Origin of the sequence: Niabella pedocola (assembly GCF_021044425.1) — a bacterium.
Taxonomy (GTDB): Bacteria; Bacteroidota; Bacteroidia; order Chitinophagales; family Chitinophagaceae; genus Niabella; species Niabella pedocola.
The window spans coordinates 2,119,224-2,145,281 of sequence record NZ_JAJNEC010000005.1 but is presented as its reverse complement, the minus strand read 5'-3'; the positions used below and the strand labels follow the sequence as shown (position 1 = coordinate 2,145,281).

Here is a 26,058-nt window from a genome sequence, read left to right as displayed (position 1 = left end):
CTGGAGGCTTATACCGCGCCGACTTTGCAGGCGCGGTATTTTAGTTGTGCACAACTATACATCTTGCTGAATGCGCCTTCGCGCGTTTGGAACCTCCGCTAAAACGTTTAGACACTGTTTTAGCAGAGTAAAACTGCAATTGTGGCAGTTTCGCTCTTATTTTTCAGGATATGTGAATTGTTATCTTCTCCGTTGAGACTTCTTCTTATTTTCAGTCGGATCTACCTTTATTACCGGGTTCTTTCGCCGCACCCTTTTCAATACTTCGTCGTTGAATTCCACACTTTGCTGTGGGTTCCAGTCGGGAGAAAAGTGAAAGTTTACCATTATAGGTTTCAAACTGTCAGCATACACATTTATTGTTTTCCCTTCAGGATTAGCCTCCAGATAAACTTTCTTCCCATCAGGTAATGTCGTTTTTGCCTGATCTCCCAGTAATAATCTGTCAATAATTTGTTCAAACTGACTTTCAGGAATCGGAAAATTTCTGAGCTCGCTTCTTATGTCTTCCTTCTCAAAACCAGGGATTACCTCGCATATATAACTTCCATTGGGTCCGACTGCAGTGAAGTCAAATCGTGTCCATGCTGGTTTCTCAACATAAAAGGGGTAAACTCTTGTCTGAAAAATTGCCCGACCACATAGTGCATTAAATGCTGCTCTGCTTTTTAAGGTGATAGGAAAGTTTTGGATTCTCTGGGGCAGTGTTTTTTCGTAATCCCAGGCACTTTGCTCAATTTGATCTTCAAAATATGTAGTACCTCTCCAGTATTTTAGACTCAGCTGATCCACAATAAACGCACCGGAGGGGAACGTAGCAAGCCGGAACATCTGGCTCTGAATTTCCTCGACTTCTGGCGTAAATTCCGGATCGGAGTCGTCGTGCAATGTGAATAATTTCCGATCATTACGCCAGTCAATATCCTTCATTAAAGTTTCAAGCGCAAGCGTATCTATTCCATTATTTAAACCGTGCTCAATAGGAGGCATGGGGGTTAAAGTCGCCTTATAGGTTGTTAATTCATAATTGGCATTAATTTTCTCAACGGGGATTATATACTCAATAAAGCCTTCAGGTCCATTATGAAAACATTTTATTTCAAATTTTTCGGGATTATGAGAAAGCCGCTGCTGCAACTCCCAGTAGAGTTCAATATCAGTAAACGACTCTAAATCCATTGACTGAAATCTCTCATACAGGTCGTCCATCCGGCCCGATATATCGTGATAAACCGAATTTACATGGTAAATGCCCTTTGCCAATGGGCCATATTCCCGGACGATATCCTCTGCAGTTGGAGAAGATTTGTATGCGGCTCTATATCTTACAAGTTTGAATGCGTTAAATTGGTGATCCCACCAAAACTCAATACGAAATTTTATAGTTTCCACACCAAAGCTTACTGTATGCTCCAGGTCAAAAGGCTGATTATTTCCATTTGATACTATTCTTATTTTATCTTCGAAGGCTTGGTTTTTGAATCCAAGAGATTCTAAATACCCCAATAGGTTCTTGATTTTTTCTTCGTTCATGGTGTTTTTCAGCTTCGGTTAAAAAATTATTTTCCAGTATCTCGTATGAAAACCTTTGGATTCTCAATGCCAAATTTGCGAATGTTCTCCTTAAGTTGTAGCCAATATAACATCATTAGATCTGCAAGTTCCATCAGTTCCGCTGCTGTGAGGCGATGGGGATTTTGTACAATACGAGATGTTTCCTCTGGATCGGTTTCATTATTCAGGGAAAAGAAGTTGGGCATGTATACTTCTCCGACTTCTAAAGTCTTTCCGATTCCAAGGCTGTTTCCAAAAATCCGGATTTGTTTACCAGTGGAAAATATTATCGTGCGTCTTTTTATTTCTGCCATATTTTTCTTTTTAGATATTGACTCTTGATTTACCGCTTTCTGATTTTGCTTTCGGCTTTCGTAGAAGTATCCAATATTCTGGACCTAAAATGAGCCTTATGATTACGATGTAATATTGCGAGCGCCTCTGAAGAATGAGGAATATCATCTGTCGTTGCGATCGGTATTCTGGAGAGCATACCTTGACTGAGCAATTCTAGTTCAACCAATGACAGGTTAATGGTATCCGGGTTGAACTGATAATTGAACTTAAAACAAACGATGCTTTTATGGTCTTCATAAAATCCAGTTGCTGGGATCTCAAAATCGATTGGCTCCTTTTCTGCAAAACCTTGATGAATCGCAAAAGAAAATTTCTGATGGAGTTGTGAGAACAATAATCCCTCCCGGTCCGGACTATTGATTGTTTTTTCATCGTATCCTTTCTGTTTTAATACGTTTATTTGCTCTTCGAGCAGATTATAGAACAGGCTCATTCTACTATATTTTTAGGGTTGATCATTTTTCAATTACTACATTGCGTATCCCTATCATGAAAAAGACCTTCATATCGTATAGGACTTTAACGCAGTTTACTTACGCGGCCCCTTTTTCCTCATTTCGGATTTCAAAATGCTGTGCCGGGCTTTTATATGTTCTTTTCGCTGTGTGTTTACTTTAATTATATCAGGGATTGTAGTTTCTTCCCATGGAACAATTCTGGCTTTTAGATCTGACTGTATGGGGTATGCTTTTAAAGTTTCAGTAAGGTCCCAATTGCATTCTCTAGCGTATCCCACAGGATCAAGGTATATAGGATTGGGAATTTCGATCATGATCCAATCTGTTGGTATTTCTGTTAACCTGTAATAATCCACTTCTTTTAACGTATGAGTACTTGGATTATAAGACACAATTGCTGATGAAGAGATTGGTTCGAATTCTTTAAATATAGAAAAGGGAATACCTAACGTTGAAAAATCATCGTGAGGCCGAAGGGTTTCCATCCGAACATCAACATAAAAGGGATGGCCGGCAATGTCAATTATCGGCAGCTTTCCCAGTTGAGTTCGCTCGAATAATAATTCGTCTTGGGATTTAGTATTATCCTCATTTGATTTTTTCATGGTATTTTTCGTTTAGCATTGACAGACTTGAATACTGCCGAAAATTGCGTACGGAAATATGTTTTGTCAAGAATATTCAACCCAAATTTAGTTTCCATTGTATTCGGGATTTTTAAATAATGGCCCATTTGTATCAGGCACAAAAATGAATCTCTTAAAAAGTAAGGTCAGTGAGAAGTTGGTAGATGGGTAATAAATCTTTTTGCTGCTATCAGGGACAAGTGGGGTTTGAGTATTTCGTCGTTTTGTTAAAAATTGGGATGAATTATTAAATTTGTAACCATGGCTAAATATCCCCAGGATACTCGAGTTGAAGTTGCTTTTGAAACATTTGTTTTAAATTCTTTAAAAGTTCTTTCTTTTGATGTTCAACAAGAAACGCATGCTTTTTCAACAGGCTATCGGCCAGATTTGGTTATCAAAAGGGGAGAAATCATTGCTCATTGTGAGATTAAATATTATCGCAGTCGCCGGGTAAACACTGACGTAATTCTTTCAGCCGCGGCTACGCTGGCTGCATTTCCTATTTTTGAAGAAGAATATAGGTTATTGATTGTATCCTGCATTTTGACTAGTCAATTAAAAAGTGAAATTCAAAAAGCCTATGGAGTAATCATTTGGGATAGAAGTAATTTGGCTAATTTTCTAGCTGCCGCCGGTAAAGATGATTATTTAGAAGACTTCGGATCTTTTTTAATGCAAGCCCAACAGGGAATCGACATTGAATACCCGTATGATGGTGTAGATGAAAATACAGACCCCAATCCATTAAGTTACTTCGGATCTCAAGAAACAAATGTTCCCGTACAGAAAATAAGCAGAGCAAATGATTTGATTGAAAAGCTGAATGATATCGCCTTGGGAACAGATTGGAAACAATTTGAGGATCATTGCGCCTTAATATTAAAATACTTGTTCGAAATCGATTTGTCAGGATGGGTCAAACAGCAACGAACAGATGACGGTTTATCAAGATTTGATCTCATTTGTAAAATAAATTCCCAGGATGATTTTTGGCGCACATTAGTTCAAGCATTCAGATCTCGTTATGTCCTTTTCGAATTTAAGAATTATAGCAGCCCGATTGATCAAGGCCAAATTTATACTACTGAGCGATATCTTTATCCCACAGCATTAAGGGGATCGGCTATTATTATTACAAGGAGAGGGGGGCATGAAAACGCCATTGCTGCGGCGAAGGGTGCTCTTAGAGAAAGTGGTAAACTAATCCTTCTTTTGGATGAGAATGATTTAATTGAAATGATAAAGCGGAAAGAAAGAGGGGATTCTCCCAGCGATTATCTTTCAGATATATTAGATAATCATCTAATCTCGATAGCAAGATAGCGGCTCTGGAAACGTTGAAAATTGTGGTATGGCGTTGGATGTTTTAATTACCGAAAAATGTTCATAAAGAACCTAGTCAAGCCCTTTAAAAAAATCAGACAATTTCATTCCCATACCTTGAACTATTCGAATTAGGGTCGAAACTTTCATATCGCTTCCTGCTTCATATTTAGCATATAATGATCTGGCAATATCCATCTGAATAGCGAAGTGTTCATAGCTCGAATATCCTTGCTCTTTTCGAACTTCTTTTAGCCTCGCACTCACTTTTCTAAGCGCCTGATCTTTAGGTTCAATGTTGTCCAAATAGGCTTGTTTCCTTTTCACCTTGCCTTTTTTTTCATAACGCTAAAATACGCATATCAACATAAAAACTTGGGCATAAAGGGTAAGTATCCTTATTTATATACATCCTTGTTTATAAGGACTTTTTTTATTACTTTAGTAGTGGGTTATGTATCCGGCTCTAACCCAGGTGGGAATAACTCACAATATTTGAGATCGGCCGCTTTTATTTTAAGTGCCTTTAAAATGATAAAGACATGGAGAATAAAGATAACCGATCGCATCAAGGTAATGAAGCTAGTTTTTTGTTTCTGACGGAAGAAGAAGTTAATAGCCAGGAGTGTTACAGACATTTCACTGCAGAGCAAAAAGCAGAATTAATAGCATTCGTTTACGAATTATCACTGGCAATCTATCATCTGTATTCAAAAGCCCATGAGCAATATTAAATACTTTCAAAAGTTTGTCGTTAAAAAAGAGGATGAGATGCTCAAGCCAAATCTCTTCCTTTGGTCATATACTCGTGTTAGTTCTAAAGACCAATATGATAAAAACTCTAGTGTAGAACGCCAGAAAGAAGCCAACCAAGCTTATGCTTTGGAGAACAGCTATGAAATTACGGAGGAATTTGGAGGTACTTATGAAAGTGGTAAGTCTGACTTTACCAGAAAAGAGTTTTCGCGCCTGATTGAAAAGGTCCGGTCAAGTAGAAAAAGGCCATTTGGGATATTGGTATATAAAATGAGCCGTTTTTCACGCACCGGGGGTAATGCTATTGGTCTAGTAAACACTCTTGTTGAAGATCTTGGAGTTCATCTCATCGAAGTGTGTAGCGGGCAAACAACAATTACTGAGCGAGGAAAGATAAATATATATGAAAGCTTATTTCATGCTCATAAAGAAAACTTGGAGAAAAAGGAAATTGTAATACCAAGTATGGTTGCTGCAATTAAAGCTGGCACGTGGATAGGGCCTTGTCCGACAGGATATGATCAGTATGGGCGAAAAGTAAAAAATGAGAAATTTTTTTCATTCAAACAGCGATTGGTTATAAATAATGACGGAGCTCTTTTGAAAGAAGCATGGCAATGGAAGATATCGGATATGTACAGTGATGCGCAGATTATATCTAAACTTGAAGCACGGGGACTTAAAGTTAGCAAGCAAAAGCTCAGTCAAATGTGGCGAAATCCTTTTTATTGTGGGATAATTATAAATAGATTAATTGATGAGCCCGTTAAAGGAAATTGGGAACCCCTAGTCAGCGAAGAGGACTTTATTAAAGTTCAAACACTTCTTGAAAAGAACACTTCCGGATTTCAACATAACTCAGAAGAGGAGGCTCGTCCCTTAAGTCGGTTGTTAAAGTGTAATGTGTGCGGATGTTTTATGGTAGGATATAAGGTAAAACAAAAAAATCTTCATTATTATCGGTGCTTAAAATGCAATGGAGTAAGTGTAAATGCAGCAACTACCAAACGAGCGAAAAGGAAAGGCGCAAATGAATTATTCTTTGATTATTTGAAAAAATATGTCTTACCGGAATCCCTGGTTCCTTTGGTTAAGATGCAATTAATAAAATTTTTCAACTTTTATAATGAGGGTGTTTCTGTAAATGAACAAGCCCTGAAAAGTCAGTTGGACGCTCTGGAGAAAAAGTTAAAGACTCTGAAAATTCGTAACGGCTTAGGCGAAATTGATAGGGAAACCTTTGATCTTACTTTTAATCATTTGAGCAATCAAATAAGCAATATCGCCAAAGAAATGAATACCCTTACACCAAAAATATCTAACCTTGAAAAATTGCTATCCCTGGCCATGGAAAAACTCCAAAAACTCCCTGAAATATGGGGTTCTGGCGCTCTTGAGACTAAAAGAAGGATTCAAAAAAAGCTGTTTCCTGACGGTGTTTATTATGATGTCAAAAATCATGAATATCTAACCAAAAGAGCAAACGGTTTCCTCTGTCTAACGAGTTGCATTTCAAAAGGTTATGCTGAAAATAAAAACTGGACTTCCCAAGAATTACTTGAAAAGTCCAGTGAGGCTCCCCCTGCTGGACTTGAACCAGCGACCCTCTGATTAACAGCCGCGATCAGGCCCTTTTTCTATTTTAATCAGGGTTAACGGAAACCGACTTAATGGTTTATATTTCAGCTATTTATACAGGCGCAGTAATTTTGGATGAACTTCAAAACAAGGCTTTTTAACCTTGGTTTACTGGCAAATTACTGGCAAATTTTGAAGCGAGGGTATTTGTGAATTTGAAATAGAACAAGCCATGTCTGTATCTGTTGTTATTACACTTGACACCCGTAGAGTGAAAAAGAAAACGGGCACCTACCCTGTGAAATTATTGGTCACCAGCAATAGCGTGCCCAAACGTTATCAAACAATCTTTGACCTTTCTGAACAGGATTTTAACACGCTTTCCGCAAAGAACATGTCGGCGACCCTACGTTCTATACGTGACCAGTTAAAACAAATTGAACGTAAGGCGGAAGATGTTGCTACAGGGTTATCGCCATTCACCTTTGCTGAATTTGAGAAACATTATATCCTGAATAACCCCTCTTTTCATCAGCGAAAAGCCATTAAAGAAACTACGGCGTTGATTAACCATGAGTTCAATGAAGTAATGTATGATAACCGGTTTCCCATTTTCCGGTTGCCGAAACCAGAACCGGATACTATACTCGCGACTTTCCTGTTTTATATTAGTAAGCTGCTGAGTGAGCATCGTATCCGTACTGCAGCCAATTACCAAACAACTTATAATACCATTGCCAAATTCAAAGGAAATGTTCGGTTTATTGACATAAATGTTGTCTATCTGAAAAGGCTGGAAGTCTGGATGCTGGAACAAAACTATTCCAAAACAACCGTCGGAATTTATACGCGCTGCCTGCGCGCCATTTTTAATGAAGCCATATTTCAGGGAATTATCAAAAGAGAAAAATGTTATCCCTTCGGTCGCAGGTTATACCAACCGCCATCTTCACGAAATATTAAAAAAGCACTAACACTGGAAGATGTAAGCAAAATTTACTACTATAAACCGGAATGTGAGCGAGAGCGAAAAGCCAAGGATTTCTGGCTGTTCTCTTACCTGGCTAATGGAATTAACCCCACAGATATTGCCTACCTGAAATATAAAAACATCGACGGTGAATACCTGGTTTTTGAGCGGGCCAAAACGGAGAATTCCACGCGTCTTGACCCAAGGCCTATTACCGTATTTATTACTGAAGATTTACAAAAAATCATTCAATACTGGGGGAACAAAGATCTAAGCCCCAATAATTATATCTTCCCGATTCTTGAACATAATATTACCCCGCTGCGACAAGTAGAACTAATCGAGTTATTTGTTCAGGCCATAAATGACTGGATGGCGAAAATCAGGAAGAAACTGGGGATAGAAAAAAAGGTTACCACCTATGTGGCAAGACATACATTTTCCACTATCATGAAACGAGCGGGTGTAAGCACAGCTTTTATCCAGGAGTCTCTGGGGCATACGAATATTAAAACAACAGAAAATTATCTTGACAGTTTCGAAAACAAAGTGAAAAAAGAATATGCAAGTCAATTGACGGCCTTTAAAAATCCGGAAAAGTCTATATAGACAGCATCGATCATCCTAAAATCTTTAAAATGCAGTAACTTTAGTGGAAGCTACCTATGGACTCCCCTGGGATATTCCATTTGTGTTATCTGTCATTTTTGAACTAAAATGAAAAACAATGAACTGGAAAGATTTTATTAATAACAATATGCTGCTCCGGAATATTAGTGGGGACTTATTTAGAAGGGTTGAATATTCGAATGCTCCCGGAAAGTTTACGCCTTATTTTCAATACAGGATTGGTCCAAAGCAAAACGACTATTTTCTTTATTTTCGGCGAGTACCGGCTAAATTGACCACGTGTTTTACTGGCAAAGATTTTCAGTTCGTATGCGTTCAGGGTGTTCAAAAAAAGGGTTTATTATTTTATTTCATCAGCCTGTTTTCAAGACTGGTTTGACTACAAATTTATCAGATAATTTCTGTTTCCTGTTTCCTTCTTTTTTCAACGATTCACCTTTTAATTCCAGCCTGTGGGCATTGTGGACGATCCGGTCCAGGATAGTATCGGCGATAGTTTGTTCGCCAATAATATCATACATTTGCCTGCCGGAACCAGAGAGTGATGATCAAAGCGCTTTTACCACGCCGGTCTTCTATGAATTCCATAAGCGATGTGCGGCTTTGGGCATCCAGCGGCTACCAGTCAAAATCGTCCAGAATCAGCAAAGGTTGACGTTCGATTTTAGCGATTCCTTAGGTAGGAGACGTCTGCCTTGCTCATTTTAAGTTTGGAGAACAACTTCGGTACATTATGATAAACCGCTCTGCAGCCGCGGCTGCAGGCGTGGTAACCTAAAACGGAGGCAATATTAGCTTTTACCGATACCAATGCTGCCCGTAATGAGCGAGCATTCGGCCTTCTCAATAAAGCTACATTCCGCCAATCGAGTGACTTGGACCGCTGTCATAGTAAAGATTATCCAGATCAGCCTTGTTGAGAAAGCGGGCATTTTTGATTTTCTGTTCAATGCCCCGGTTGTGCCCGTCACCCCATTCAGCATTCGCCAACTGGGCGACCAGCTCATCAGGTGTATAGGTAACCATTTGTCCGGATTCCAGGTTGGTTTTAAACTCCCCGTATATACCTATCAGTTTTATACTGTGCATTTTTTTCCAAGTGTTGTTGTATTCATAGTTATTGTGATTATTGATAGTATCCTTCTCTCCGGATATTGTCGTGAAAAGACATTTTGAGCTGCCCGGTTTCGTCCGGCACATCGTTAATCTGATTTCAATATAAACAATAAAAGAGTTTTTTGTCCTTTATTTTAAGAATATCTATCTTTGCTATTCAAACCAATCGAATGTTTTCCAAAACATGCGAATATGCCATCCGGGCGATGATTTTTATCGCACAGCAAACCAGGAACAGGGAGCGCTTAAGTATTATTGAGATCGCCAATGGCATTGATACTCCCGAATATTTTATTGCAAAAATTTTGCAGGAATTAAGCAGAAAAAAAATAGTGCTTTCTTTAAAGGGACCTACCAGGGGCTTTTATCATGATGAGGCCGCATTTGAGCATTCCCTTGCAGACATCGTAACCGCAGTGGACAGCAATTCTATTTTTACGAGGTGCGGACTTGGCTTGCGGGAGTACTCAAAACACAGCCCTGCCCGCTTCATGATAAATTTAAAAAGATCGGGGAAAGGAACTCACCAAATGCTGGCGCAGGCAAAACTTAGCACATTTTTTAAAACGCTAAACTTTTTTAAAAAAATAAAAGATAAAAAGGTATTTATTCATTTTTTCAATCTACTCCCAAAAAGCAATATCATGAATATTACAGCACAAACCATTATTGGAGCTTTGGTAGCACAAGACTACCGTACCGCCCTGGTTTTTAAAAATTACGGAATTGATTTTTGCTGCAAGAGCAACCGAACCATCGCAGAGGCTTGCGAAAAGAAGCGTCTTCCCCTAGACCCTTTAATCGACACATTGACCAATGCCGCACGGACAATTAGCATAGCGACGCCAGATTTCAATGCATGGCCAGAGGATCTGTTAGCAGACTATATTGAAAAGAAACATCACCGCTATGTTTCCACCCGTACTCCGGAAATTATATCTTTTCTGAATAAACTCGTCCGTGCGCATGGGAACCAGCATCAGCAACTTATTGAACTGGACCAGTTATTCAACGAGTCTGCAAAGGATCTTGCGGCGCATCTAAAAAATGAGGAACAAATACTGTTCCCTTATATTCGGAAAATGGTGGAGACCGGACGCGCCACAGCCCCATTCGGAACAGTTCAACACCCCATTGAGGCGATGCTCTACGAGCATAACAATGAAGGCGAGCGGTTCCGTAAAATGGCTGCTCTTACAAATAATTACACACCCCCCGAAGGCGCCTGCAATACTTATAAAGCAACTTTTTCTCTGTTAAAAGAATTCGAAGTGGACCTACATCTCCATATTCATTTGGAGAATAATATCCTGTTTCCAAAGGCATTGTTGCTAGAACAAAATCTTTGTAATTAATTTATAAATTTCATATTCAATCGTGCAAATAGACCATACTATTCTTGTCAGGTACGGAGCCGTAATTAAAAAAGTAAATAAAGGGGAATTTGTTTTCTTAGAAGGAACCTTACCGCTTTTCTTTTACCAGGTACTGGAAGGAGAAATACGGTTATACAGCAGCAGTTCGGAAGACCGGGAGTTGACACAGGGAATTTTCCGCGATAGGGAGACGTTTGGAGAACCGCCGTTGTTACTGGGCAAACGCTACCCAAGTACAGCCCAAGCCAGTAAGAACAGCACAATAATAAAAATCAGGAAAGAAAATTTTTTAGCTTTATTAAAGGATCACCCGGGTTTATATGAGCCGATGCTGTACCATTTTGCAGAACGAATTTATAATAAGGCAACAACCGCACAAATATGGGTAAACCAACGACCGGAAGAAAAAATTCTTCGCCTGTTGAAAAAAATAAAAGGAAGGAGCTCCTGCCCGCAGCAATGGTGCGTCCCCTATACACGCCAACAAATAGCTGATCATACGGGTCTGGCCGTTGAAACGGTTATTCGAACATTGTCGCGCATGAATAAAGAAGGAAAGATCAAAATCTTTAAGCATAAACTTTATTATTGATTTTTTATGACCACCTTTACCTTAAAAAGCTGGTTCAGGACAGGATTGGTAAGCCTGAGCCTCGTGGTGCTCTATGGAGCTCTGATGCGCTACAAAATAGCATTTGCCCTTCCGCTGCTGCAGCAAAAGAACCTGCTGCATGCCCATTCGCATTTTGCTTTTACGGGTTGGATAAGCCATTGCCTGTACTGCGGCCTGGCGCTGTTACTGGCGCCCTATTTGCCAGGCAATCAGCAAAAAAAATACCGCCTGCTTATTTCCCTCAATATGCTATTTGGCATAGGCATGCTGTTAGCGTTCACGCTTGAAGGCTATAAGACCGTCTCTATTGTATTTTCGACCCTTTCCATTTTTGTTGCTATGGCATTTGCTGTTTGTTTTATAAAGGATGCCGGGAAATTGCCGCCGGAGCATGCTGCAAAACCCTGGGCGATTACAGGGTTATTGCTGAATGTTTTTTCCTCAGCCGGACCTTTTTCGCTGGCATATATGATGGCCGGTAAAAATATTAATACCGATTTTTACCTGGGATCTATTTACTACTATCTCCATTTCCAATATAACGGGTGGTTTTTCTTTGGCACTATGGCACTGGCAGCGCCCTGGTTAAAACAACGGGTTCCTTCATTAAACAACTATTATAAAATATTCTGCTCTACGATTATTCCCACCCTGTTCTTATCGCTGTTGTGGATAAAACTTCCTCTTTGGCTGTATGGTATTACGGTTGCGGCAGCAATAGCGCAGCTAACTGCCTGGGTGCTGTTACTGATAAAAGGGCGGCCCGTCATCCGACAGCAATTTAATAGCGGCCCCGGCACCTGGGTCACTATCTTTTTTTACACGGCGACCCTGGCAATCACCCTAAAATTTATATTGCAGGCAGCGTCTGCTATCCCAAGCCTGAGCCAGTTGGTATTCGGTTTTCGCCCGGTCATAATTGCCTACCTGCATTTGGTACTCCTGGGCGCGTATAGTTTATTTTATATTGGATTTCTATTTGCCAGTGGGTTTCTGAGCATAACAAAAACGGCCAGGTGCTGCGCACTTCTTTTCTTATCTGGCGTGGTGCTCAATGAGCTCTGCTTAACCGTACAGGGTATCGCCGCCTTTACCTACCGGCCCGTTCCGTATATTAATGAACTTTTATTCGCCGCCGCGTTGGTTCTTTTAATTGGCATAGTGCTTCTTACCGGAACTCAACTAATCAAAAATAGTTCTGGCAAAATGAGCAACCCTGTTTAAACAGGTTTCTGAAAAATACAAAGGCAACATTTTTTAAATTATTGCGGAGCCATAACGTACAGACATTTCGCCGCCGTCTGTTTAAACTCAACCTGCGTCATGTCAGATCCCCCCGTATCGAATAAATGATCCCAATACCAGCATCGTCACCGCTATAAGTGTTACCAAAACTACGTGAACGGCCATTTCATTAAGCCGGGTGGCGGATTGTTTCAATGTTGGGATCACACGCAATTGAGCGCTGAGCGCTAATACCACCGTCAACAACAACAACAGCAATTTTACGGAAACGACCCGCTCCAACGGCGATGCAAAAGAAAACCATTGGCGCGGGTATACACCAAATTGCAGCGCCATCCAAACACCCGATCCTACGAGCAACACTAATGCGGGCATACCCAGCGGCTCAAAACTTCTTTCAAATTGTAACAGCGGGCCAGGGTCTTTGTCTTTTAATACACCAGGTAAAACGCGAAGGCAAACATATAAATGGCCGCCAACCCAAACTGCTGCGGCAACAAGATGTATAATTAATAGTAAATGATGATTCATATCGGCAAATTTGTATATGAAAAGTTTTACCCTGAGGTGCTGAAACACAGAAAATTTGGTATTCCGGTGCTTCGACGGCCCGCTTCTTCCTACAGATCCTTTTTCTTAAATCTTCGTAGCGAAAAGTAAAAAGGCATGATTACCCAAAGCACTAGTAGCAAAAATGAAACTACCAACCCACCGTTACTTCCAAAAAAATTTTTAAACACCGCCCCGGTATAACCCATCATAGCCGATACATCCAAGCGCAATAAGATCAGGATCCTGCACAGATCTACCGGGCTTAAGGCACTTAATAATACAACTATTTTTTCTATCGGGTAATCGGCGAATTGAAAGAATAAAAACAAAACCAGCCCATCAAATAACAATGCAAAATACAGCCACAACAAGATAGATACACCAATACCCTTTGCTTTATCCCGGGCAATAACAGCACTCAAAAAGGCAATCGCCACAAAAATCACCGAAAGCAAAGAGCCCGACAATAACATTATTAATGCCGTACCAACGTCGGTATACACCAGCAGCGGAATACCCACACCGGTCAAAAAGGCCATCACCATGCTCAGTGACAGTCCGGAAAACAGCGCCCGCCAGATAGCACTGCGCTTGACCGGCTGGCTTACCAGCAGCTCGATAAATTCCCCACTGTTGTATACATAAATAGTAGCAAATAATACAGACATCAGCGGCACCGTTAACAACACCAGGTTCAAAACCGTAAGCAACCCCTTCGCCGTATTATCCTCCAGTCCAAATGCGCTCCAGGAAAACAGAGCCAGCATAAGCGTATAGGCGATGATGATCTTATTCTTTACAATATCGATCACTACATATTTTAATATTCGTATCATGTCGCCACATTTTTCAATAAATGAACGATAGACTGCGCAAGACTATTTGCTCCTGTATCGCTCTTCAGCGCCAGCGCGCTCTTATGCAGCATTAGCTTTCCTTCCTGTAAAAATACCACATGACTTACGAGGTCCTCCAACTCGCTTAAGATATGCGAGGTGATCAGGATCAGGCGCCCGGCATTCCGTTCCTTAATTATTTTTTCTTTTAACAGATCAGCGGCAACCGGATCCAGCCCCGCAGTGGGCTCATCGAGGATCAGCACCTGCGGGCGAAACAAAAAAGCAAGAACGGCACTTACTTTTTGGGTAGTGCCTCCGCTCAGCGTCCGCATTTTCTTTTGCAAGAGCTCTTCCATTCCAAATTGATCATAAAGCTCCAGGTCCAGCGCCGTTTCATCGCTCCGGATCCCTTTGATCATATCTAGTATCTGTCCAACAGTCATATGTTCAGGATAACGCCCTATTTGCGGCATATAGCCAATTTGTCTGCGATAAGCATCTTCATTACGCACATCTTTTCCTTTAAATAAAACAGTGCCCGCATCCGGCCGCACCATCCCCAGTATGATTTTTATCAATGTTGTTTTGCCACAACCATTTGGCCCAATAAGCGCTATACATTCGCTCGCGTGCAGTTGCAGGTTCACTTTATCGAGGGCCTGTAGTTTTCCAAACCGTTTACTGATATCTTTTATCGTTATCATAATATATAGGGGCGCATCTTCGGCGTTTTATCAACAAAACTATCCGGCGTCAGACTGGGAATTATTTTTTCCGTTTTATCCAGCAGGGTGATCATAAAACTACGGTACAACAACATCGCCGGAGGATTCTTTTCAACAATAACCGAATACAGGCTAAGCGGATGGTACGGCACATCCCCCAGACCATCCTTGTTTAAATCGTATCCTTCATATTTATCCCAGTAATTCTCTGAAAAATGATTCAACACCAGGGAGCCGTTGGTAGCTACATCAAAAGTATTCCCCCTGAAATTATTGCGCCTGATAGTGTTATCCGTACAGTTTGCCTGTAACCGCATTCCCCAGCCATTGCGGCTGAAGTTATTTTGCTCGATCATAAGCCGGTTGCAGCCATCAAAGAAAATGCCGGTAGTGTTACGCACAAAATTATTTCCCTGTAAATAGCAATCCGACAGTTCCTTAAACAATACCCCGTAAGCCGCATCGCCCCAGTTCTCCTCAAAGGTATTATTGATCATCACCACTTTTTTGGTAAACATCACTGCCACGCCGGCGCCGTTATTTTTAAAGTAATTGGTAATATAGGCGTTCTCATGGGAGAACATAAAATGCAGTCCATAACGCAGATTGTCCTGCGCTATGTTCCGCCAGATGACAGAATGAGTCACAAATTCAAAATAAATACCATCTCGGTGTCCGGACACGTGGTTGCCGATGATCCGTAGGCTATCACTCTTCCAGCAATGAATGCCGTTGCCTGATTGACTTTCCTCTACCTGCGAAGCCTTAATATAATTATTCCTGACTTCACAGTTAGATGCGTATTGCAAGTAAATACCAAAATAATTATCCAGTAACGTATTATTTTCTATCAACACCTGCGCTGCATCATATACTTTAATGGCGCCCGGATCGCTCATGGCGGCGCGGCCAGATTGCTGAAGCGTGAATCCCCGTATCACAACATGGCTGCTCCTAACAGACAGTATCTCATACTTTAATTCGCCATCCAGTACCGGTTGTCCCACTCCTTCGAGGCATACGGCCTTATCAATTATGATATTACCCTCTTTATAAATACCCTTATATACTTTTATAGTATCTTCATTATGGCTTGCCGCAAGCGCCGGTTTTATCCCCGAATAAGTCTTGCCCGCACCCACTTCTAGTACCCTAGCCGCTATGTTCGTGTATACCAGCATAGATAGCGTGTACCAGCAAATGATCCGCAGATATTTATTAGTGCTCATGGCTTCCTTTGGCATTTGCTATTTGTTTCAATTGCCCCCAATCCATCACGGCTGCCTGATAGCCTGCAGCTTCCTTTATCGCGTTGTCTTTCACCGGAAATGCCGCTATATTTCCTGCCATCGGGCTTTTCAGTGCCTCGCTCTGAATAAACCAGGCGGTCGTTGCGTCTGTTAATACATTATTCTTCTTAAAATCAGCCACATAAACCTTCCGGGTATTCCCATTCCCATTTTCTTTTATATAATGCAGCAAACAGCCCATATCATCAAACTTATATATCCTGCCGTTCCTGGTAATAAGTTCTGCTACAAAGCGCCCGTCGGATATCGTCATTTTACAAAAATCGCAGGCGTCTTTATTCAGAAGAACCGGCTGGGGGGAGTTACTCGTGCAGGAAGAAAATAAAATAGCTACAGCAATAAAGGATAGCGCAAGCGCATACGATTTCCGCCGCTTCGTCCTTCGGGCTTCTTTTACAACGGCAATCAACAATAGAAGGCCCGCCCCTACAAACAGCCAGCCGCCAATATCCGGAACGGAATAAGCCCCAAAATTGAGCAACTGCTTAAAACCGATTAGCGGCGGCTGATAAGTCATGCCCGGCACTTTAATAGCTGCATTAGGATCCAGGTTATGTCCGTAATCGTATTCCCATTTCCAAAAATCAACCATGGCAATCACCCCAAATAAAACAAATGCACCCAATACAATATTCAATGCTTTTCTTTTACCGGTAACAGCCGCCCACGCAAACACCAGGATATAAAAACAAATAATATAGGGCAACAGGGTAAACTCTATAAAGTCCTTGCTGTGCAATGTTTTCATGCCTATGTAGTGGTTCAGTCCATTGACAATATCGATATCCCCCGCGATCTTATTTGCCCATATTTGCAGCCGAAGCCCTTCCGGGTATTGCGGAGCATTCAGGTAAATGCTCCAGATTGGTACAAATAATGACAGCAGCAAGGCCACGGTCGCTACAATGATCAATATTCTTGAAAGAAACGCAATTTTCATGATTTGTTTATTTTAGCCGTCTTGTAATCTTAGAATACACAGACTTACACTGATCTTTAAAACCCCTCTGTGAAAATCAATGGCATCTGTGAGCGATATATTAATTCTCACCTCTTGTTCCACCTGTTCTTTGCCTCACAGATTTCTTTTCGCCAACCCCTATAATTTGTCAGCAAATAAAAGGCAACCAGTTTTCTCAAACGGCTGCCTTGATATATGGAAATTTGGCTGACGATGTTCTATTGAGCAGCAGGCGCCGCGGGTTTATTTTTATTACCCAGACTATAAGAAATGGGCACATTGCTTCCCTTTGGAGAAACGCGTACATACCCCGACATTTCCTGGTGCAGCGCCGAACAGAAATCCGTACAATAGATCGGAAAGATTCCAACACGATCAGGAATCCATTTCAATGTTAGTGTTTCGCCCGGCATGATCAATAATTCCCCGTTTGCAGCACCTTTCACTCCAAAACCATGCGGCACATCCCAATCCTGTTCCAGATTGGTTACATGAAAAAATACTTCATCCCCCATTTGAACCCCCTCAATATTATCTGGTGCAAAGTGCGAACGTACTGCAGTCAGGTAAACATGTACCTGATTGCCCTGCCTTACTACCTTTGTATCAGCCTCTCCTTTGGTAACATAAGGGTTCTTATTGGCATTGATATCAAAGATCTTCAATTGTTTTTCCCTGATCAGGTCGGCCGGCACTGCCTGTGCGTAGTGCGGCTCACCAATAGTTGGGTAATCAAGGATCAGTTGCATCTTATCGCCGCTGATATCAAACAGCTGTGCACTTTGGGAAAGCTCCGGCCCAGTTGGCAGGTAGCGGTCTTTTGTAATTTTATTATAGGCCACCAAGTATTTTCCAAAAGGTTTTTTGCTGTCGCCCCCCGGTATCATCAAATGCCCCACAGAATAATAGGTAGGCTGCCGGTCCAACACTTTCAGATCTTTAATATTCCATTTAACTACTTCGGAGGATACAAAGAAAGAAGTATACGCATTCCCTTTGCCATCAAATTCTGTATGCAAAGGCCCCAGACCGGGTTTCTGTACTTCCCCGTATAATGCTGCTTCATATTTTATTACGGGTATACCCGAATATTTTTCCGGTTCAAAAGCTTTATTCGCTATAGCTTTTTGAATTTTATCAAAGCTAAATACCGGTAACAGGGCCGCCAGTTTACCACTGCCCACAATATACTCGCCAGTTGGATCTACATCGCAGCCATGCGGTGATTTTGGACAGGGGATAAAATAAACCAGGTCGGGAAACTCCGTAATATCCAACACGGTTACTTCATTTTCCATTTCGGATTTCGCAGTATGAGTAGCCTCATCATACTTGTTATGTGCAAATTTTACCTGCTGTTTTTTGCCTTTCCCGGATTTTACATATTCTTCTGCCTTTTTCCAGTTTACTGCCATTATGAAATCTTTATCCCGCTGCGAGGCGTTTACTTCCAACAGGGTGTTGGCCTGTTCTGTATTATAAGTACTGAAGAAAAACCAGTCGTGCGACTTTCCCTTACCCGCATGGGAAAGATCAAAATTCACGCCGGGCGTTTTCAACTGAAACGCAACTTTCATCTCACCATTGGTCTTATCAACGCTTACAAAGCTGATATGCCCTTTAAAATTTTCTTTATAGGAGCTGATCGGCACGTCTCCATTGACGTCATCCGGCGGCACGCTGAAACGGGTGCCGGCTACTATATACTCAGAATTTTCGGTACTAAAGGGTGAGCTATGGTTGCCTGCACTATTGGGCAATTCCAGAATTTCCGCAGTGCGGAACGTCTTCAGATCCACGCGCGCCAGTCGGGGCGTGTTGTTGCCATTTACAAACACCCATTTCCCGTCGGCTGTACCATCCGTCATCGACATTTCCACATGGTGCAGATCATCCCAGGGTACAAAACCATGCGACGTATTGAGCATCGGTTTCGTTTCTTCACTATAGCCCCAGCCTTTTTCCGGATCAACAGAAAAAACGGGGATTACCCGCAGCAAACGACCGCTGGGTAAGCCATACACGCTCAGTTGCCCGCTGAACCCACCGGATACAAAATTGTAAAATTCATCATATTTACCCGGTGCCACATATGCTTTTGTTGCCGCATCGGCGCTTACGGCATTGCCCAACCCTTTGGGTTTACAGGAGGCGGCAACTAATACGACCACAGTCAATACGCCGGCTATTAATTTTTTAGTAACCATAAATAATCAGTTGTGCTATGCATTGAAATTGATTTACCTGTGACCTTTTATTTAGCGCCATCGTTCTGCCGCATAAATTCTACGATGTTGCGGGCATCCTCATCTGTAAGATTCTGATTGGGCATTCGCACCAGGCATATTTCCAGTTGCGCCTGCACCTTAGGATCTTTATCGATCATCGGGTCCGGATTGGTAATAAAGTTCATGATCCAATAAGGCTTATGTCTTTCAGTAACGCCTTTCCAGCCGGGCCCTACTAATTTTTCCCCTGTTGTTTTATGACAGGAAAAACATTTTGTTTCCGCAATGGCTTTTCCTTTGCCCGCCATTGCCGCATCTAATGCACCAACGGTAACATTGCCTTCACTGAATTTTCCTTCCCCGCGGTTCGGATCATAAGAACCCCTTGCCGGTGCTGCAGGTATTTCCATTTGCGGAGCGGTGGCAGTAGTTGATTTATTATCGGAGCTTTCTCCACCGCCGCAGGCAGCTATCAATAAAGCTCCTACAATGCTCATGGCTGCGATGATTTTTTTATTCATATTCGTTCGGTTTGATTTGACCAAAGGTAGTGTGGTACACAGGCCCGGTTTTATGACTGAAATCATAAGAAACCATGATCTTTACTGTAATAAACATCAAATGGCCTTGCTAAATAATTCATTATTGTCTGTTGCGGTATGTCGCTGCAGATAGAGGTCGAAGGCACTGCAGATCGTACGGATAAAATAATGTCCCATTGGTGTTACCTTAACTCCTTTCCGGTCATAAGTAATCAGCCCATCATTCTGCAATTGATCGAGCAACGGAAATGAGGACTGCTCCAGTATTTCAAGATCTTTTACATCAAAGAGCGTACCTGCCTTACAGGAAATGTCTTTAATATAGTGCCTGAAGGACAAATCTTCTTCACTAAGAAAATAACCTCTTTTTACGGCTGGTTGATTCGTGTTGATAGCATTATAGTAATCGTGCAGGTTTTTTTTATTCTGCGCAAAAGCATTCCCTATATCGCTTATGGCTGATACTCCCAGGCCGAGTAGGAAGGAGCTATTCTGAATCGTGTATCCCATAAAATTGCGATGGAGCGTACCTGCTTCCCGCGCCCGGAATAATTCATCGTGCGGTAGCGCGAAATGATCCATACCAATATCCTCATAACCGCCCTCCAGCAACAATTTTTTACCTTCCAGATAAAGCTGCATTTTTTCTTCGGGCGCAGGCAACTGTGTTTCGTCAAACAGCCGTTGCATCCGGCTGGTCCAGGGCACATGGGCATAGCTATAAAAAGCGATCCTGTCGGGTTGCAGCGGCAACACCTGCTGAAAAGTGGTTTGCATTCCACTCACCGTTTGCAGGGGCAGGCCATAGATAAGATCAAAATTAACCGAAGTAAAACCCTTTTTTCTTGCTTCGTCTGTTGCCCGCTGCACATTAGCTAAGGGCTGTATGCGGTTGATCACTCGCTGTACTTCGGGATCCATATCCTGCACGCCATAACTGATACGCCGGAAGCCCAAAGATGCCAATACCGCCAGGTGTGCTGCCGTAGTGTTATTGGGATGCCCTTCAATGCTGAATTCGTAGTCGGGGTGCAAGGTGCTGTCACTGAGGATTGTTGTCACCAGCCGCTCAAGATTTTTCGGGGAGAAGAACGTTGGGGTACCGCCCCCTAAATGAAGCTCCCGGATCACCGGCGTTTCCTGCATCAGACTCCGGTATTGTTTCCATTCTTTGGCGATAGCCAGCAAATACGGTTCTTCTACGGTATGATTGGTTGTAATTTTTTTGTTGCACCCGCAATAGGTACACAAAGATTCACAAAATGGAAGGTGGATATAAAGGCTGATGCCACTACGCTTATTTTCGATGGCAAATTGCTCTCTAAATTGCTCCCTCCATCGGTTCAGCGAAATGTGGTCCTGCCAAAACGGAATGGTAGGATAACTTGTATAACGGGGAACCGGCTGATTATACTTTTTTATTAAAAACGGATCTATTTGTGCTTGATTCATCATATCTCAAAACTAACACCGTGGTAACCCAGCATGTATGATAACCGTTAGGAGACTTGCAGATCTTCATCAGTAAAATAAAAGAAGCTCGCAATAATCAAGGATGACAAACGGTTTTATCTTTTTGTGTTATGGTTCAAAAAAGCAGGGCTTACATAAGGTACAGCAGTCAGTAACCTGGAGTAACAGCCGGCTCATCAACCGGTCGTGGTTTACATTATCGAGGAACTTTTCCAAGCCCAGTTCTATGATCCAGACCCGGACCGTATTCAGGTATTGTTGAACCTGCAATACTGCCTAATGGGCGCTACGCCCTGTCAGGAACCCGTAACTACGATTGGAAAAGGTTGCTTCGTATTGCCACGATAACCAGTTAGATATTGCCTGTTGTAACATCCTGTCTTTGACCGTTGGGATACTCAGCTTCCTTATTCACTCGCTGAGTTTGGGGATTTCTAAGCTCCTTACCGACTCTGGCCGGTCACTGCCCAAAAGAATAGTCGTCCGAAGGAATTGCAAATGGTCGTTCACATAGGGGCGTAATTCACTCCAGCGCATGCCATCGGCACCGCTGCTGCCTTTATTTGACGACCTTGTTATTGGTTGTTCCGCTATCCGTTTCGATAAATAAAATTTCTCTTACGTGGTTCAGCTAGTTGTCCTGACAATAATGCACTTTTTCAGCCGCCATTCTGATATGCGGTTTTTTGATTTGATCTGTGAAACTTCCTTCTGCGCTCCTCCGAGGAGTACAAGGCTTGTTTCTTGCCTACCATACATAGCCTCTGTTGACTTCTGTTAATGGCGACGAGTCGCCGACAGACCTCTCAGGGTAAGTTAATGTTTCTTTCGTTCCTGCGCCCCCTACATCTGCCGGGAGATCTCCGTGCAGTATGGCTTTTGCCTCTTTGGCGGCATTACCCGGTCAATAGTTGCCCTATATGCAGTTCCTGTTCAAGGGGGCCAAGCCTTTGCCTCTGGCTTCCCTCAGATTCCCCCACAAAGGACACTCTTGACTTGAACTAACACTTCCGACTGTAACGGCGTGTTCAGGATTTTCACCCTAAAGCAACTTAACATGCCTGACACACCAAATAGACCCCTGTAAAAACAGCGGTCGTAACCAAAACTAACTGCTTATGAGAAAAATGATTATTTGAACATTAAAAAATAACGCAAAAACACACCAAAGATCTCCGCAGCATTTTTCTCAATAAATTATTGACATTCCAACATGCGCATTTGTTACTTAGAAGTATATTATATTTTCATCTATCTCTCTCCTGTTTAAAAGCCTACTGTGAGGAAAACAATAATCAATACGTACACGATTTACTGATGTATGCCGTCTATTTCCGATATAAATCTGGAACGGGTAAAACCTGGGAACATCTTTCAAATGATGAGCAGGACCTTGCAGCCCTGAGGATGCTGGACCGAGACATGCAAACCGAAGGTTATCTCTTCTTCTTTAATGCCAGTAATAAATGCCTCTATTTATGTACGCAGGGTTTAAAAAGGCGCCACGCAACTGAATACCTGATCGTATTGAACAAGTTGCATTTCGTTTATGATTCTGTAAAACCGATTATTTCTGATGCCAGTCGATCAGATATTTTATCATACCTAACAGATGAAGAATTGGAAACAATAGAGTTATATAACTCAAGATATTTTAGTGGCTCAGATTGCTTTAATGAAAAAATAGTTCGGTTGCGCCTTTTTTAAAACGACCACTTTCATAGGCATTCTGTATATCGCTTAAAGATAAAGCACCGGTTTTATCCTCGTAATAACTTACGTATCTACCGATGTTTTGATTAAAGTTATGCTGTGAAAGGTCAATCACTTGGGCGCTACCGGTGATTGTGAATAGTAAAAATAAAATTGGAATGGTTCTCATGAAAACAAGTGCGCATTTCATATCAGCTGCTACATAGGTTGAAGTCTAATCTAATGCTGAATGTATGCTCTGTACAAAGGTAGTCATTCACTAATAAAAAAACGGTAAATCGATTCGAAAGCAACTATGTAGAAATATCTTGGTGTTGGGCAATTGGCTATAAGCGAAAGATTGCCGTAATATGAAATCAAATCCATCTTCTATCAATGTTGCTCGCAAGCTTTCCAATAACGAACTAAAATTTTAGCTTTGAAATTCTAATTTCTTGTTGAAGCAAGGATGCCAAATTATTAACTCATACATCTGAACCGTTGTGCTGCATCTTTTGGGAACAAAGACATTTCATAATACTGTCGCTTCAGCGATTAGGCGGTGCCTATGTCCGCTCTCAGCCCAATCATCATTCCTCCTTTTAAGAAAGAACTTTGTCTGTCCAACCCAACTAGATTAATCCTTCTAATACTTGTATTGAAACTGGATAAGGCACTGAATGCTCTTTCATTTGCTGCCCCGCCTGGACACGATCCTGTTTTTTTTGTCCATTCTGTTTTAAGCATTACTCTACCTCTCCAAGCTCAAGCGTTTCATATTTAAGATCATCATAAAATGAGGCCGTACTATAACTCATTCTATGTTTTTTTTAATGGCTTAATTAGATGCACGCCCAGTATCTATGAATATCCTCGCTCACTTAACGTTGTTCTTTTAGGGACCAACCGGTTTTTAACCCGATAATAAACACTACCAGTAGCAATTCACCAATAGCAAGTATGGCATCCCCCGGTACGCGTAACCATCTCAGCACTCCCATAATATCCGTATGCATAAATTCAGCCGAGCGTGCATACCAGTATCCCTCCTGGATAGAAGCCACTGCCTGCATAATACCAATCGGCAACATGCTAACGGTTACCATTACCAACAAACCAATATTGATCATCCAAAAAGCCCAACCGATTAACCGGTCATTCCACTGCCGCTCCGGATACAATCCTCGCAAAACAAATAGCATTAAGCCCATTCCCAAGATCCCATATACACCAAAAAGCGCTGCATGGCCGTGAACGGCAGTGGTATTCAGGCCCTGAATATAATAGAGGGCTATCGGCGGGTTAATAGCAAAGCCAAAGATGCCTGCACCCAGGAAATTCCAGAAAGACATTGCAATAAAACAATAGATAGGCCACTTATATGCCTTGATCCATTTAGTGGACTTACTGAGCTGATAGTTTTGATAGGCTTCATAACCAATCAAAACCAATGGCACAATTTCAAGGGCGCTGAACGTAGCTCCCAGGGCCAACACTGCAGTGGGTGTGGCACTAAAATAGAGATGGTGAAAAGTGCCCACAATGCCGCCTGAAAGAAAAATAATAGTTGAAAACAACACTGCAGTAGTAGCAGTTTTGAGTCGCAGCAAACCCAACCGGGTAAACAGGAATGCGGCCACTACCGTTGCAAAAACCTCGAAGAAACCCTCCACCCAAAGGTGTACCACCCACCAGCGCCAATATTCGGCAATAGCCATGTTTGTTTGTTGACCATACATTAACCCGGCGCCATAGAATAGAGCGATTGCAATAGCCGACAAAACAAACAAAAGCAGCAAGTGCCGATCGCCATCTCTCCTTTTCAACGCTGGAAGTAACGCCCGTATCATAAGCACCAGCCATAGCACCAACCCAATTAATAATAAAACCTGCCATATCCTTCCCAATTCGACATATTCGTATCCCTGGTGGCCCCAAAGAAAATTTTCTCTTAACCCTAACTTTTGCATAACTCCCAGCCACTGACCGGCTAAAGAGCCAAGCACCACAATCAATAATGCTGCAAACAGAACATTGACCCCTAGCTTCTGATATTTTGGCTCATACCCCGATACCGCAGGAGCAATATAAAGTCCCGTTGCTAACCAGGAGGTTGCAATCCAGAATATCGCCAGCTGTACATGCCAGCTCCGGGAAACAGCCTGGGGTAAAAATTTATCCAGAGGTATGCCGTAGAACGCACTTCCTTCTACTCCGTAGTGGGCCGTAATTACCCCGGAGAGCATTTGTATTAAAATAAGAAACGCAACGATCCAGATATATTTTAAGGTCGCTCTCATAGAAGGAGTAGGCTTCATATTACGTAAGGGATCATCGAGCGGCATTTGCTCACTTATTTCCTCTTCTTTGTTCCGGGCATGGTAGAACACCAGCAACCCTACGCAAGTCAACAGCAGCAGAACGCTAAATCCTGACCATAAGTGTAACGACGGAGAAGGAACATTTCCAATAAGCTCATCATGTGGCCAGTTGTTGGTATAAGTAACTTTACTTCCCGGGCGTTCTGTAATACAAACCCAGGAGCTCCAGGCAAAGAAGGCGCTCATTTTAGCCATGCGGATGCTATCCTTTACCGTGTTCGCAGGAATGGCATACTGATCACGGAGCCGCGCCATCTGAGGGTCGTCCATAAATAAGCGGGCATAATAACTCGAAAGCGCCTGGTATACGCGCGCCCTTTCTACACTAAATAAAATCTCCTTTTTCGCCTGATCAAAAGTATTTGTCCGAAGATCCGACTTTAACCGTACCCGGTATCCCGCCTGTTCTTCATCATTAAGATCTTTATAGACTTTTCCGTCCTTCTTTGCCAATTCATCCAAAAGCAGGAGCGATTCACGGTGAAGATAGTCTGCCGTCCAATCAGGCGCTATGTAGGCACCATGCCCCCAAATACTCCCAACAGTCTGTCCGCCGATTGATTGCCAAACATTTTGTCCCTCTCTAATATCCTGGCCGGTAGCTAAAACAGTGCCGTCTGTGGCAACAATCCGATCCGGGACTGGAGGTACTGTCCTATAAATTTCAGTTCCAAAGAAAATCAAGATCGCAAAAGATCCGATAACGACAGCAGATAGGCCAATCCAAAGTTTTTTGGGTGTCATGGCTTT

25 protein-coding genes are annotated in these 26,058 nt (G+C 42.1%); 8 read left to right on the top strand and 17 right to left on the bottom strand.

The features are described 5' to 3' along the window. Positions 1-180 precede the first annotated feature (180 nt). The 4 genes from LQ567_RS16450 to LQ567_RS16435 form a co-directional block, all read right to left on the bottom strand. A complete protein-coding gene (locus LQ567_RS16450) occupies positions 181-1,533 on the bottom strand; it encodes a hypothetical protein (protein WP_231006050.1) in 1,353 nt (450 codons plus the stop codon). A 26-nt stretch (positions 1,534-1,559) separates the two neighbouring features. After that, a complete protein-coding gene (locus LQ567_RS16445; protein ID WP_231006048.1) occupies positions 1,560-1,868 on the bottom strand; it encodes a hypothetical protein in 309 nt (102 codons plus the stop codon). Positions 1,869-1,897: 29 nt separating this feature from the next. After that, positions 1,898-2,344, bottom strand: a complete 447-nt coding sequence (locus LQ567_RS16440; protein WP_231006046.1) for a hypothetical protein — start codon at positions 2,342-2,344, stop codon at positions 1,898-1,900. Positions 2,345-2,440: 96 nt separating this feature from the next. Continuing rightward, a complete protein-coding gene (locus LQ567_RS16435) occupies positions 2,441-2,974 on the bottom strand; it encodes a hypothetical protein (protein WP_231006044.1) in 534 nt (177 codons plus the stop codon). A 282-nt stretch (positions 2,975-3,256) separates the two neighbouring features. On the opposite strand from LQ567_RS16435, the gene LQ567_RS16430 reads away from it, so the two are divergent. Beyond that, positions 3,257-4,321, top strand: a complete 1,065-nt coding sequence (locus tag LQ567_RS16430) for a hypothetical protein (protein ID WP_231006042.1) — start codon at positions 3,257-3,259, stop codon at positions 4,319-4,321. A 72-nt stretch (positions 4,322-4,393) separates the two neighbouring features. On the opposite strand, the gene LQ567_RS16425 is transcribed toward LQ567_RS16430, so the two are convergent. Next, on the bottom strand, positions 4,394-4,648 hold the full coding sequence (locus LQ567_RS16425; RefSeq protein WP_231006032.1) for a helix-turn-helix domain-containing protein: 255 nt from the start codon (positions 4,646-4,648) through the stop codon (positions 4,394-4,396). 215 nt (positions 4,649-4,863) lie between these two features. Here LQ567_RS16425 and LQ567_RS16420 point away from each other — a divergent pair, with 215 nt between their 5' ends. The 3 genes from LQ567_RS16420 (at position 4,864) to LQ567_RS16410 (ending at position 8,234) form a co-directional block, all read left to right on the top strand. Beyond that, positions 4,864-5,055 (top strand): hypothetical protein, encoded by a 192-nt coding sequence (locus tag LQ567_RS16420; protein ID WP_231006030.1) that lies wholly within the window; start codon positions 4,864-4,866, stop codon positions 5,053-5,055. Beyond that, the gene (locus LQ567_RS16415; RefSeq protein ID WP_231006028.1) at positions 5,042-6,688 is read left to right on the top strand and encodes a recombinase family protein; all 1,647 of its coding nucleotides are present in this window, start codon (positions 5,042-5,044) and stop codon (positions 6,686-6,688) included. The genes LQ567_RS16420 and LQ567_RS16415 overlap by 14 nt, the downstream gene beginning before the upstream one ends. 199 nt (positions 6,689-6,887) lie before the next feature. Then, entirely contained in the window at positions 6,888-8,234 is a 1,347-nt protein-coding gene (locus LQ567_RS16410; protein ID WP_231006026.1) for a tyrosine-type recombinase/integrase, read from the top strand. A gap of 374 nt (positions 8,235-8,608) precedes the next feature. Here LQ567_RS16410 and LQ567_RS26305 read toward each other — a convergent pair whose 3' ends face one another. Together LQ567_RS26305 and LQ567_RS16405 are read right to left on the bottom strand one after the other, a co-directional pair. After that, on the bottom strand, positions 8,609-8,776 hold the full coding sequence (locus tag LQ567_RS26305; protein ID WP_394800398.1) for an ATP-binding protein: 168 nt from the start codon (positions 8,774-8,776) through the stop codon (positions 8,609-8,611). Between the two features lie 331 nt (positions 8,777-9,107). Beyond that, positions 9,108-9,344: a hypothetical protein gene (locus LQ567_RS16405; protein ID WP_231006023.1), complete on the bottom strand. Its 237-nt coding sequence runs from the start codon at positions 9,342-9,344 to the stop codon at positions 9,108-9,110. Positions 9,345-9,541: 197 nt separating this feature from the next. Between LQ567_RS16405 and ric the strand changes: the two genes are divergently transcribed. The 3 genes from ric to LQ567_RS16390 are packed head-to-tail and all read left to right on the top strand — an operon-like array spanning position 9,542 to position 12,584. Next, entirely contained in the window at positions 9,542-10,726 is a 1,185-nt protein-coding gene (ric, locus tag LQ567_RS16400) for an iron-sulfur cluster repair di-iron protein (RefSeq protein WP_231006021.1), read from the top strand. A gap of 22 nt (positions 10,727-10,748) precedes the next feature. Beyond that, positions 10,749-11,339: a Crp/Fnr family transcriptional regulator gene (locus tag LQ567_RS26190; protein ID WP_231006020.1), complete on the top strand. Its 591-nt coding sequence runs from the start codon at positions 10,749-10,751 to the stop codon at positions 11,337-11,339. A gap of 6 nt (positions 11,340-11,345) precedes the next feature. Continuing rightward, the gene (locus tag LQ567_RS16390) at positions 11,346-12,584 is read left to right on the top strand and encodes a hypothetical protein (protein WP_231006018.1); all 1,239 of its coding nucleotides are present in this window, start codon (positions 11,346-11,348) and stop codon (positions 12,582-12,584) included. Between the two features lie 102 nt (positions 12,585-12,686). Here the strand turns inward: LQ567_RS16390 and LQ567_RS16385 are convergent, their stop codons facing one another. From LQ567_RS16385 to hemN, 8 genes are all read right to left on the bottom strand, one after another. Then, positions 12,687-13,136: a CopD family protein gene (locus LQ567_RS16385; RefSeq protein WP_231006016.1), complete on the bottom strand. Its 450-nt coding sequence runs from the start codon at positions 13,134-13,136 to the stop codon at positions 12,687-12,689. 89 nt (positions 13,137-13,225) lie between these two features. Further along, on the bottom strand, positions 13,226-13,993 hold the full coding sequence (locus LQ567_RS16380) for an ABC transporter permease subunit (protein WP_231006014.1): 768 nt from the start codon (positions 13,991-13,993) through the stop codon (positions 13,226-13,228). Further along, the gene (locus tag LQ567_RS16375; protein WP_231006012.1) at positions 13,990-14,700 is read right to left on the bottom strand and encodes an ABC transporter ATP-binding protein; all 711 of its coding nucleotides are present in this window, start codon (positions 14,698-14,700) and stop codon (positions 13,990-13,992) included. The genes LQ567_RS16380 and LQ567_RS16375 overlap by 4 nt, the downstream gene beginning before the upstream one ends. Further along, complete coding sequence (locus tag LQ567_RS16370) at positions 14,697-15,965, bottom strand: nitrous oxide reductase family maturation protein NosD (protein WP_231006010.1); 1,269 nt, start codon at positions 15,963-15,965, stop codon at positions 14,697-14,699. The genes LQ567_RS16375 and LQ567_RS16370 overlap by 4 nt, the downstream gene beginning before the upstream one ends. Then, the gene (locus LQ567_RS16365; protein WP_231006009.1) at positions 15,940-16,971 is read right to left on the bottom strand and encodes a nitrous oxide reductase accessory protein NosL; all 1,032 of its coding nucleotides are present in this window, start codon (positions 16,969-16,971) and stop codon (positions 15,940-15,942) included. The genes LQ567_RS16370 and LQ567_RS16365 overlap by 26 nt, the downstream gene beginning before the upstream one ends. 239 nt (positions 16,972-17,210) lie before the next feature. Then, positions 17,211-19,199, bottom strand: coding sequence for a Sec-dependent nitrous-oxide reductase (gene nosZ, locus LQ567_RS16360; RefSeq protein ID WP_231006008.1), 1,989 nt, complete (start codon positions 19,197-19,199; stop codon positions 17,211-17,213). A gap of 47 nt (positions 19,200-19,246) precedes the next feature. Next, the gene (locus LQ567_RS16355; RefSeq protein ID WP_231006007.1) at positions 19,247-19,741 is read right to left on the bottom strand and encodes a c-type cytochrome; all 495 of its coding nucleotides are present in this window, start codon (positions 19,739-19,741) and stop codon (positions 19,247-19,249) included. Positions 19,742-19,837: 96 nt separating this feature from the next. After that, on the bottom strand, positions 19,838-21,217 hold the full coding sequence (gene hemN / locus LQ567_RS16350) for an oxygen-independent coproporphyrinogen III oxidase (RefSeq protein ID WP_231006005.1): 1,380 nt from the start codon (positions 21,215-21,217) through the stop codon (positions 19,838-19,840). Positions 21,218-22,552: 1,335 nt separating this feature from the next. Here hemN and LQ567_RS26300 point away from each other — a divergent pair. After that, positions 22,553-22,942 (top strand): DMP19 family protein, encoded by a 390-nt coding sequence (locus LQ567_RS26300; protein ID WP_394800408.1) that lies wholly within the window; start codon positions 22,553-22,555, stop codon positions 22,940-22,942. Here the strand turns inward: LQ567_RS26300 and LQ567_RS16345 are convergent. Both LQ567_RS16345 and LQ567_RS16340 read right to left on the bottom strand, forming a co-directional pair. After that, the gene (locus tag LQ567_RS16345; protein WP_231006002.1) at positions 22,908-23,117 is read right to left on the bottom strand and encodes a hypothetical protein; all 210 of its coding nucleotides are present in this window, start codon (positions 23,115-23,117) and stop codon (positions 22,908-22,910) included. The two genes, LQ567_RS26300 and LQ567_RS16345, sit on opposite strands and share 35 nt — an antisense overlap. 691 nt (positions 23,118-23,808) lie before the next feature. Beyond that, positions 23,809-26,052 carry a nitric-oxide reductase large subunit gene (locus LQ567_RS16340; protein WP_231006000.1) on the bottom strand — a complete coding sequence of 748 codons (2,244 nt, stop codon included), beginning with the start codon at positions 26,050-26,052 and terminating at the stop codon, positions 23,809-23,811. Positions 26,053-26,058 lie beyond the last annotated feature (6 nt).

Excerpts from the sequence above, each read along its gene's own strand:
- LQ567_RS16385 (WP_231006016.1), bottom strand. The coding sequence starts at position 13,136 with ATGAATCATCATTTACTATTAATTATACATCTTGTTGCCGCAGCAGTT.
- ric (WP_231006021.1), top strand. The coding sequence starts at position 9,542 with ATGTTTTCCAAAACATGCGAATATGCCATCCGGGCGATGATTTTTATC.
- LQ567_RS16440 (WP_231006046.1), bottom strand. The coding sequence starts at position 2,344 with ATGAGCCTGTTCTATAATCTGCTCGAAGAGCAAATAAACGTATTAAAA.
- LQ567_RS16380 (WP_231006014.1), bottom strand. The coding sequence starts at position 13,993 with ATGATACGAATATTAAAATATGTAGTGATCGATATTGTAAAGAATAAG.
- LQ567_RS16435 (WP_231006044.1), bottom strand. The coding sequence starts at position 2,974 with ATGAAAAAATCAAATGAGGATAATACTAAATCCCAAGACGAATTATTA.
- LQ567_RS26300 (WP_394800408.1), top strand. The coding sequence starts at position 22,553 with ATGTATGCCGTCTATTTCCGATATAAATCTGGAACGGGTAAAACCTGG.
- LQ567_RS16410 (WP_231006026.1), top strand. The coding sequence starts at position 6,888 with ATGTCTGTATCTGTTGTTATTACACTTGACACCCGTAGAGTGAAAAAG.
- LQ567_RS16450 (WP_231006050.1), bottom strand. The coding sequence starts at position 1,533 with ATGAACGAAGAAAAAATCAAGAACCTATTGGGGTATTTAGAATCTCTT.
- LQ567_RS16390 (WP_231006018.1), top strand. The coding sequence starts at position 11,346 with ATGACCACCTTTACCTTAAAAAGCTGGTTCAGGACAGGATTGGTAAGC.
- hemN (WP_231006005.1), bottom strand. The coding sequence starts at position 21,217 with ATGATGAATCAAGCACAAATAGATCCGTTTTTAATAAAAAAGTATAAT.
- LQ567_RS16365 (WP_231006009.1), bottom strand. The coding sequence starts at position 16,971 with ATGAAAATTGCGTTTCTTTCAAGAATATTGATCATTGTAGCGACCGTG.
- LQ567_RS16420 (WP_231006030.1), top strand. The coding sequence starts at position 4,864 with ATGGAGAATAAAGATAACCGATCGCATCAAGGTAATGAAGCTAGTTTT.
- LQ567_RS16405 (WP_231006023.1), bottom strand. The coding sequence starts at position 9,344 with ATGCACAGTATAAAACTGATAGGTATATACGGGGAGTTTAAAACCAAC.
- LQ567_RS16415 (WP_231006028.1), top strand. The coding sequence starts at position 5,042 with ATGAGCAATATTAAATACTTTCAAAAGTTTGTCGTTAAAAAAGAGGAT.
- LQ567_RS16430 (WP_231006042.1), top strand. The coding sequence starts at position 3,257 with ATGGCTAAATATCCCCAGGATACTCGAGTTGAAGTTGCTTTTGAAACA.
- LQ567_RS16370 (WP_231006010.1), bottom strand. The coding sequence starts at position 15,965 with ATGCCAAAGGAAGCCATGAGCACTAATAAATATCTGCGGATCATTTGC.
- LQ567_RS16340 (WP_231006000.1), bottom strand. The coding sequence starts at position 26,052 with ATGACACCCAAAAAACTTTGGATTGGCCTATCTGCTGTCGTTATCGGA.
- LQ567_RS16375 (WP_231006012.1), bottom strand. The coding sequence starts at position 14,700 with ATGATAACGATAAAAGATATCAGTAAACGGTTTGGAAAACTACAGGCC.
- nosZ (WP_231006008.1), bottom strand. The coding sequence starts at position 19,199 with ATGGTTACTAAAAAATTAATAGCCGGCGTATTGACTGTGGTCGTATTA.
- LQ567_RS16355 (WP_231006007.1), bottom strand. The coding sequence starts at position 19,741 with ATGAATAAAAAAATCATCGCAGCCATGAGCATTGTAGGAGCTTTATTG.
- LQ567_RS16345 (WP_231006002.1), bottom strand. The coding sequence starts at position 23,117 with ATGAGAACCATTCCAATTTTATTTTTACTATTCACAATCACCGGTAGC.
- LQ567_RS16445 (WP_231006048.1), bottom strand. The coding sequence starts at position 1,868 with ATGGCAGAAATAAAAAGACGCACGATAATATTTTCCACTGGTAAACAA.
- LQ567_RS26305 (WP_394800398.1), bottom strand. The coding sequence starts at position 8,776 with ATGTATGATATTATTGGCGAACAAACTATCGCCGATACTATCCTGGAC.